This window comes from Kitasatospora sp. NPDC005856 (assembly GCF_040629945.1).
Classification (GTDB): domain Bacteria; phylum Actinomycetota; class Actinomycetes; order Streptomycetales; family Streptomycetaceae; genus Kitasatospora.
The window spans coordinates 26045-33367 of record NZ_JBEXWT010000098.1 but is presented as its reverse complement, the minus strand read 5'-3'; the positions used below and the strand labels follow the sequence as shown (position 1 = coordinate 33367).

Here is a 7323-nt window from a genome sequence, read left to right as displayed (position 1 = left end):
AAACGCTCGGCTGGGAAACCCCAGCCGAGCGCCTGCATAAACTCATCGCGGCCTGATCAACCGACCACGTGTTGCAACGACCCCTAGAAACCGCCCATCCCGACGGGGGCTCCGCCGTTTCCGGAGCCGCTTCACCCGCACGAGGGAGCGCGCGGAGCGAACGCCCGTGGTGAGCGGCGCGGGCGCGGTCGTGCCGCCGCACCGGCGGGCAGGCTCCGGACGGCGAGCGAGCGACGGCCGAGGGGGCACGAGATGCCGGGGTTTCCGGAGGGTGATCCGGGGCGGTACCTGCTGCGGATCCGCGACCTCGACGGGCGGCTGCACGGCTTGGGGTTCGTCGCCGACCCGCCGGGGGGCGTGCTGACGGCGCACGAGAGCGTGGCCGGCCTGGACCGGATCGTCCTGCACACCCCCGGCGGGCAGACCAGGGTGCTCGGTCCGGACGCCGTGATGGCGCTGCCCGAGCACGGGCTCGCCCTGCTGCGCACCGAGGCGGTCGGCGGGCTGCCGGTGCCGCCGCTGCCGCTGGCCGCCGTCACGGCCGCGCGGGAGGTGCTGCTGCCCGCGCTGACGGGGGAGGAGGACCGGGTGGTCGCGCTGCGCTGCGGGCTGCTCGGGGTCACCGGCGCGGCGTACGGCGGGCACCGGCTGGGCGGGGTGCTGCTGCTGGACGTGCCGGTGGTCGGCGGGGTCGCGGTACCGGCCGGCTCGCCGGTGCTGGACGCCCGCAGCGGGGCGGTGGTCGCCCTGGCCGCGCCCGCCGTGGGCGGGCCCCGGCACGGCGGGGCGCTGCCCGCCGTGGCGGTCGGGGCCGACCCGTCGGCCGGGGCGGGCCGGGCGGGCGGGACGGAGGCCGCCGAGGCGCTGGCCGGGCTGCTGGCGGCCAACGCGGCCGCGGTGCCCGGCTACGGCCCGGCGCTCAACCTGGCCGGGGTGCTGCGCCTGACCGCCGCCCAGGTGACGGCCGCCGGGGCCGGACCGAGCCGGGTGGCCCACCTGGCCGCGGACCGGGTGGACCGGCCGGACGGCCTGGCCGGGGACGAGCCGGCCGCGACCGTCACCGTGCTGGTCGGCGCCCCCGGCAGCGGACGGACCACCGAACTGGCCGCGCTGGCCGCCCGCCGCCACGGCGACGCCCACCCGCTGCCCACCCTCTGGCTGCGCGGAGCCGACCTACACGCCGGGGACCGCTCGCTCGCCGAGCCGGTGGAGCGGGCGCTGGCCGCCGCGGCGGCCGAACTCGGCACCCCGGCGCCCGCGCCCGAGCCGGTGGCGGCGCTCTGCGCGGCGGCCGGCCGGCCGCTGCTGGTGGTCCTGGACGGCCCCGAGGAGGCCCCACTACCGGTGGACGCGCGCTGGCTGCGCGGCGCCGGCCAATGGCTGACCGGCTGCGGGGCCCGGCTGCTGACCGCCTGCGGGGAGGAGCTGTGGGAGCTGCTCGCGGCCGAGACCTGGGGCAGCGGCACCCCCGGCCCCCGCCGGACGGCGGAGCCGCACCCGCACGGCGACCTGGGCAGCGCCCCCACCGTGCGGATGGACGGCCGCGGCCCGGGCGGGCCGAGCCTGTCCGCACAGCGGCTCGGCCCGCTGCCGCCCGAGGCGGCCGAGCGGGTGCGCCGCCGGTACGGGCTGCCCCCGGGCCGCCCGGCCGCCGCCGAGGACGCCCGGCACCCGCTGGCCGTCCGGCTGGCCGGGGAGCTGTGGGCCCAGGGGCTGTACGACGGGCCGGTGCGCCGGGGCGAGTTGTTCGGCGCCTTCCTGGACCTGCGCTGCCTGCGGGTGGCCCAGCGGCTGGCCGAGGATGGCCGGCCGCGCCGCCCGGGCGCCCACCGCCGGGGCGCGGTGCGGGCGGGCGGGCCGCGGCACCGGCGGGAGCGCCGGCTCGCGGCGGCGGTGGCCGGGCGGGTGCACGAGGCGGCCCGGCGGATGCTCGCCGGCCGGTCGGGCGGCGGGCTGGACCAGGCCGTCTTCGAGGAGCTGTTCCCGGTCGAGGGCGGCTGGGCCACGGCGGTGCTCGCCGAGGGCCTGTTCGTCCCGGCAGGGCCCGGGTTCCGCTTCGCGCACGGGGAGTTCGCGGAGTGGCTGCAGGGCCGGCACCTGGATCTGGACGCGGCGCTGCGGCTGCTGCTCGGCGAGGCCGAGGACACCCCGCCAGGGCCCGCCGAGGAGCCGGAGGAGCCCGGCGGCCACCGTGCGGGGGAGTCGGCCGCCGGGGTGAACGCCGTTCCCCGGCACCGGATCGGCCCGGTCGTCGCCGCGCTGCGCCGGGTGGCCGAGACCTGGGGCGCGGGCGCCCTCGACCCGTGGCTGCACCGGATCTGGCGCGCCCTGGACCTTCGCCCGCCGGGCAGTGAACCCGCCTGGTGGGCGGCCAGGCTGCTCGCCGCCGGCCTGGCCGCCGGCCCGGACCCGGCCGAACACCTGGCACTGCTCGAGCAGTTGGCGTCCCGGATCGCCGAACGGGCCGGCCCGGCGGGCGCGGCGGCGCTCCCGGCGGCCGGTCTCGGCCGCTTCGGGCCGGCCTTCTGGACCGGTCTCGGCCTGCCCGTCGAGGCCGAACTCGCCCTGCTGCGCCGCCTGCTGCCCGCAGACGGCCCCGGGCAGCGCCACCTCGCCGTGGTGGCCGGGCGGTTGCGCGCCGACCCGGTCGCGGTGTTCCCGCTGCTCTGCGCCTGGTTCGAGGACGAGCGCGGTCTGCCGGGCCGGCCCGGCCGCACCGTCGCCGACGTCGCCCACGACCTGCTGCGCTCCCACCGCCGGCTCGCCCTGGACGAGTTGGCCGACGCGCTGGCCGCCGCCGCGCACCCGAGGGCGGACGCGCTGCTCACCGTGCTCGCCGCCGAGGAGCCGTCCGCGCTCTGCCGCGCGGTGGACCGCTGGAGCCACGACCGGCGGGCCGAGCGGCACGTGGCGGCCGCCGTGCACGCGCTGAGGACCGCCCCGTACGCCTCCGGTGCCGGAGCCGAGCTGCTGCGGTACACCGCGCTGACCCTGCTGGCCCGGGAGGACGAGCCCGGTCTGCACGGGGCCGCGCTGGCGCTGCTGGCCGGCGATCCGGCGACCAGGGCCGAGTACCTGCCGGCCGCCCTCGCCCGGTTCCGGGCCGGCGGTGACGCCTTCCTCACCCCCAGGGCGCTCGCCCCGGCCCTGGAGAGCGACCCGGAGCCCGTCCTGGCCGCGCTCGCCGACCGGTGGGCCGCCCCCGGCGCCGCCCTCGCCGAGACGCTGCGGGTGCTGGCCGACGCCACCGCCCCGGAGGCCGTGCGACGGGGCGCCGAGCTGGCTGCCGGGCTACTGCGGGCGGACCGGGCGCCGGCCGGTCCGGTCGCCGTCGACTACCTCGGCCGCCGGTTGGTGCGCGCCGCCGGGATCGGCCCGGCCGACCGCCTGGAGCTGCGGGTGCTGCTCGGCGTCGCGCTGGCCGACCGCAGCGCGGCGGTCCGCCGGCCGTTCGCCGAGGTGCTGTCCGTCCCGGTGGCCGACCCGGCGGCGGACGCGCTGCGCTGCGAGCTGCTGGACACCCTGCTCGCCACCGAGGCCGACCCGGCGGTGCTGACCGCGGCCGTGGAGCGGCTCGCCGAGCACTGCGCGGCCGAGAACCCCGCCCGGGCCAGGGCGGTGCTGGCCCGGGCCACCCCCGGGCTGCCGGGTGCGGACGAGCTGCTGGTGCGCTGCGCCGGGCGGTCGGCGGCCTTCGCCCGGCTGCTCGCCCGCTGGCCGTCCGGTGCCGCTCCGGCCGTCCCGGACGGCCCCCGGCTGGCCCGGATGCGGGCCCTGGTGGCGGCCGGACGGGACCCTCAGTACGCCGCCGCCGAGGCCGAGCGGGCCGTGTCCGGGCGGGCGGCGGGGCCCTCGGTGGGCTCAACCCGTATTCCGGTGCCTGAGCCGGGGCAGGCGCATGGCACGCTATAGGGGTTCGGGTTTTGAGCGTTTGAGCGTACAGAGGGTACGCGCCGTACGGAACAAGGAGCGGTCAGGTGCAGCGCTGGCGTGGCCTGGAGGAGATCCCCGGTGACTGGGGACGCAGCGTCGTCACCATCGGCTCGTTCGACGGGGTGCACCGCGGACATCAGCTGATCATCGGGCGGGCGGTCGAGCGGGCCCGCGAAATCGGAATCCCGGCGGTCGTGGTGACCTTCGACCCGCACCCGCGCGAGGTCATCCGTCCGGGCAGCCACCCGCCGCTGCTGGCGCCGCACCCGCGCCGCGCCGAGCTGATCGCGGAGCTGGGCGTGGACGCGGTGCTGGTGCTGCCGTTCACCACCGAGTTCTCCCAGGAGTCCCCGGAGACCTTCGTCCGCCAGGTGCTGGTGGACGCGCTGCACGCGCGGGTCGTCATCGAGGGCCCCAACTTCCGCTTCGGCCACCGGGCCGCGGGGGACGTCGCGCTGCTCGCCGAGCTGGGCCGGGCGGACGACTTCGACGTCGAGGTGGTCGACCTCCAGGTGTGCGGTACGGCCGGGGACGGCGAGCCGTTCTCCTCCAGCCTGACCCGCCGACTGGTCGAGTCCGGGGACATGGCCGGTGCGGGCGAGGTGCTGGGCCGCCCGCACCGGGTCGAGGGCCTGGTGGTGCGCGGCGCGCAGCGCGGCCGCGAGCTGGGCTACCCGACGGCCAACGTCGAGACCGTGCCGCACAGCGCGATCCCGGCCGACGGCGTGTACGCGGGCTGGCTGACCGCGGAGGGCGAGCGGATGCCGGCGGCGATCTCGGTCGGCACCAACCCGACCTTCGACGGCACCGCCCGCACGGTGGAGGCCTACGCCATCGACCGGGTCGGGCTGGACCTGTACGGGCTGCACGTGGCCGTGGACTTCCTGGCCTACCTGCGGGGGATGGAGAAGTTCGACTCCATCGACGCGCTGCTGGACCGGATGGCCGACGACGTCAAGCGGGCCCGTGAGCTGACCGACGGCGTCTGATCGACGGCGTCTGACCGACGCGGTCCGAGCGCCGCAACGGCGGAAGGGGCCCACCGACACCAGGTCGGTGGGCCCCTTCCGCCGTCTCACTGCTGGGGCGGCGCCTGCGGCGGGTAGCCGTATCCCGGCCCCGGCTGCTGCCCCCAGGGCGCTCCGGGAGCGGGCTGCTGCGGGTAGCCGTACCCGGGCGGGGGCGGCGGGACCTGGCCGGGCTGCGGGGCCCACGGCGCCCCGGGGGCGGGCTGGCCGGCCTGCTGCGGGTACGGCTGGGGCTGCTGCGGGTCGGTGTACGGCTGCGGGTAGCCGGGCTGGGCCTGGGCCTGGGCCTGGGCCTGGGCCTGCTGCTGCCAGCCGGCCTGCTGGGCGGCGGCCTGCTGGGCCCGGACGATGTCCTCGCCGACCAGGGTGGCCAGATCGAAGTAGGCGTCGCGGACCTTGGGCCGCATCATGTCGAGGTTGACCTCGGCGCCGGCGGCCAGGCTCTCGTCGAACGGCACCACGACCACCCCGCGGCAGCGGGTCTGGAAGTGCGCCACGATGTCCTCGACCTTGATCATCTTGCTGGTCTCGCGCACCCCGGAGACCACCGTGATGCTGCGCTGCACCAGGTCCGCGTATCCGTGTGCGGAGAGCCAGTCCAGGGTGGTCGAGGCGCTGGAGGCGCCGTCCACGCTGGGCGTGGAGACGATGATCAGCTGGTCGGCCAGGTCCAGCACCCCGCGCATCGCGCTGTACAGCAGGCCGGTGCCGGAGTCGGTCAGGATGATCGGGTACTGGCGGCCCAGCACGTCGATCACCTGGCGGTAGTCCGAGTCGTTGAAGGTGGTCGAGACCGCCGGGTCGACGTCGTTCGCCAGGATCTCCAGGCCCGAGTTCAGGTCCTGCGAGGTGAACTGACGGATGTCCATGTAGCTGCGCAGGTGCGGGATGGCCGTCACCAGGTCGCGGATGGTCGCGCCGGTCTGGCGCTTGACCCGGCGGCCCAGGGTGCCGGCGTCCGGGTTGGCGTCGATCGCGATCACCTTGTCCTGGCGCTCGCTGGCCAGGGTCGCGCCGAGCGCGGTGGTGGTCGTGGTCTTGCCGACGCCGCCCTTGAGGCTGATCACGGCGATCCGGTAGCAGCTCAGCACCGGGGTGCGGATGATCTCCAGCTTGCGGGCCTTCTCGGCCGCCGCGGCCTTGCCGCCGAACTGGAAGCGGGGCTGCTGGCGCTGCTGCTTGGGCTGGCTGCGCAGCAGGCGGTCCGAGGACAGCTCGACGGCGGCGGTGTAGCCGAGCGGCGCGCCGTGCGCGGTCTGCTGCGGGGCGGCGGCCTGCTGGAAGGCGCTGGGCTGCGGGGCCTGCGGCTGCTGCTGCCACGGCTGTCCGGGCTGCCCCGGCTGCGGCTGGCCGGGCAGGGGCGGTCCGGGCAGGGGCTGGCCCTGCGGACCGGGCTGCGGCTGGGCCGGCTGCTGGTACGCGGCAGGCTGCGGCCAGCCGCCCTGGCGCGGGTCCACCGGGCCGGGCTGTGGCGCCGGACCGGGCTGCTGCGGGACGGAGGCCTGCTGCGCGTGCGGCGCCTGCTGGGCCTGCTGGGCCTGCGGTGCCTGCTGGGCCTGCTGGGCCTGCTGGGCCGCCCACGCGGCCTGCGGGTCCCAGGCCGCCGGCGGGCCCTGCGGGTCCTGGGGGAGCTGCGGCGGGGCCTGCTGGACCGGCGGCTGCGCGAAGTTCTGCGGCTGACCGGGCTGACCGGGCTGGCCGGGCTGGCCGGGAGGCGCGGGCGCGGCGGGCCCCGGCGCCGGGTAGGGCTGCGGGACGGGCTGCTGCGCCCCGGCCTCCGGTACCGGCCACGCCGGGGCGCCGGGCTGTGGCTGTGGCTGCGGCTGCTCGGCGACCGGCGGAGCCGGGGAGGGCGCCGGGAACGGGACGTGCTGCGCCCCGGCCTGCACCGGCGGGACGGGCGCCACGGGCGCGGGAGCGGGCGCCGTCGAGGCGGCCGGAGCCGGGACGGCGGCCGGCTCGGCCTCGGCCGCCGGGGCCGCGGCCTGGCCGGGCACCGGGGCCTGGGCCTGCTGCGCCGGAGCGGGCTGCGGGGCGTGGGCCTGCGGAGCCTGCGCCGGAGCGGCGGCGGGTGCCGCGGTGCCGGGTGCCGCGGTCGCGGCCGGAGCGGTCGGAGCAGCCGAAGCCGGAGCGGTCGGAGCGGTCGGAGCGCCCGGACTTCCGGGCGCTCCCGGAGCCGGTGCGTTCGCAGCCGCCGCCGGCTCGGTCACGTACCAGGACGGGGGAGTGTAGTCAGGCGCGTCCGACCAGTCGTCGTCGTCCTCCGCCGCGTTGTCGCCGACGTAGACGCCGTCCCGATCGCTGCTCACTCTGGCTCCCTCGTGTTCGCCGCCGCTTGTTCAGCGGTGCCGTTGCCGCATCA

3 protein-coding genes are annotated in these 7323 nt (G+C 78.3%); 2 read left to right on the top strand and 1 reads right to left on the bottom strand.

The features are described 5' to 3' along the window. The first annotated feature begins 252 nt into the window (after positions 1 to 252). Both ABZ449_RS35845 and ABZ449_RS35840 read left to right on the top strand, forming a co-directional pair. Positions 253 to 3912 carry a serine protease gene (locus ABZ449_RS35845; protein WP_360354504.1) on the top strand — a complete coding sequence of 1220 codons (3660 nt, stop codon included), beginning with the start codon at positions 253 to 255 and terminating at the stop codon, positions 3910 to 3912. A 65-nt stretch (positions 3913 to 3977) separates the two neighbouring features. Next, a complete protein-coding gene (locus ABZ449_RS35840; protein WP_360354501.1) occupies positions 3978 to 4922 on the top strand; it encodes a bifunctional riboflavin kinase/FAD synthetase in 945 nt (314 codons plus the stop codon). Between the two features lie 86 nt (positions 4923 to 5008). Here ABZ449_RS35840 and ABZ449_RS35835 read toward each other — a convergent pair whose 3' ends face one another. Further along, a complete protein-coding gene (locus ABZ449_RS35835) occupies positions 5009 to 7270 on the bottom strand; it encodes a MinD/ParA family protein (protein ID WP_360354498.1) in 2262 nt (753 codons plus the stop codon). Between the last annotated feature and the right edge of the window lie 53 nt (positions 7271 to 7323).